The sequence below is a fragment of the Bradyrhizobium sp. UFLA05-125 genome (assembly GCF_059803515.1).
The window spans coordinates 1-922 of the sequence record NZ_JBANBJ010000179.1 but is presented as its reverse complement, the minus strand read 5'-3'; the positions used below and the strand labels follow the sequence as shown (position 1 = coordinate 922).

The window sequence follows — 922 nt, the reverse complement described above, 5'->3', positions numbered from 1 at the left end:
GGGTCGAGCACGGGCGATCGTTCCCATTATCCAGGGGGACCCGGGTCATTACCTAACAGTGCGTTTTTTCGATCGTTCCTTGGGCGCGAGCGTGAGGCTCTACAGCGGGGAAGCCGGCGCCTTCTTGCGATCTAGGAACAAGTGAAGGATCGCCAGAGTTGGATCCGCTACCTTTTCAACATCCGGGACGGAGCCGAGCTTTATCCGGACGAAGAAGGTCTAGAACTCGCGAATGAAAGGGTCGCTGAGATAGCGGCCGCACACACCTTGGCTGCCATGGCGAGGGATGCGCTTGGTATGGGCGATCGACGCGACATCGCTATCGAAGTCCCCACCGAAGTCGGCCCGCTTTTTCAACTTGCCCTCGTATTCGAAGCCAACCGGTTGATGAATTAGGCTTCCCTAGGAACCGAAGATAACGATCCACCGTTGGTTTTGCGATATTCCCGAGGACTTTTCCATGGCCAAGAAGAATTGTTTGATTGTACGAGCTGTCGGAAGCCAACTCGATCAGTTGCGCGGAGAGGCATCGCGCATTTCGCGAGGAAATAAAATCGAATGGTGGGTCGAGCGCGGTGACGCTGGGACGCAGTTTTGCTTTGAGACGGCCGAAGCAAAACAAGCGTTTGCCTCAATCTGCGAAAACTTCGCAGTTGCGTGCAGGGAAGCTTAGCGAACACAGAAGCAGGCCCGCCAGCGTGAACCGGCGGGCCCAGGACGATCCTTGCTGCGCACGAAGATGCCATGCACTCCAAGGCCCTTGGCCGCTGGCTTCTAGGCGATTTGACGTGGCGCCATTCTGAGGGGCAGTGAGCCGACCATGATGAGCATCTTCCCAACCCCGAATCGCGTTCAGGCTGGCTCATGAAGCTCACGACGGAACGATCCCTTCTCCGACCCGGAAGCCGCAGCGCGCAAGCTC

The 922-nt window shown here is 57.5% G+C and carries 2 protein-coding genes; both read left to right on the top strand.

The features are described from left to right. Positions 1–141 precede the first annotated feature (141 nt). Positions 142–396 (top strand): DUF6894 family protein, encoded by a 255-nt coding sequence (locus SO156_RS45840; protein ID WP_498539465.1) that lies wholly within the window; start codon positions 142–144, stop codon positions 394–396. Between the two features lie 64 nt (positions 397–460). After that, positions 461–673 carry a hypothetical protein gene (locus SO156_RS45835; protein ID WP_498539464.1) on the top strand — a complete coding sequence of 71 codons (213 nt, stop codon included), beginning with the start codon at positions 461–463 and terminating at the stop codon, positions 671–673. Positions 674–922 lie beyond the last annotated feature (249 nt).

Excerpts from the sequence above, each read along its gene's own strand:
- SO156_RS45835 (WP_498539464.1), top strand. The coding sequence starts at position 461 with ATGGCCAAGAAGAATTGTTTGATTGTACGAGCTGTCGGAAGCCAACTC.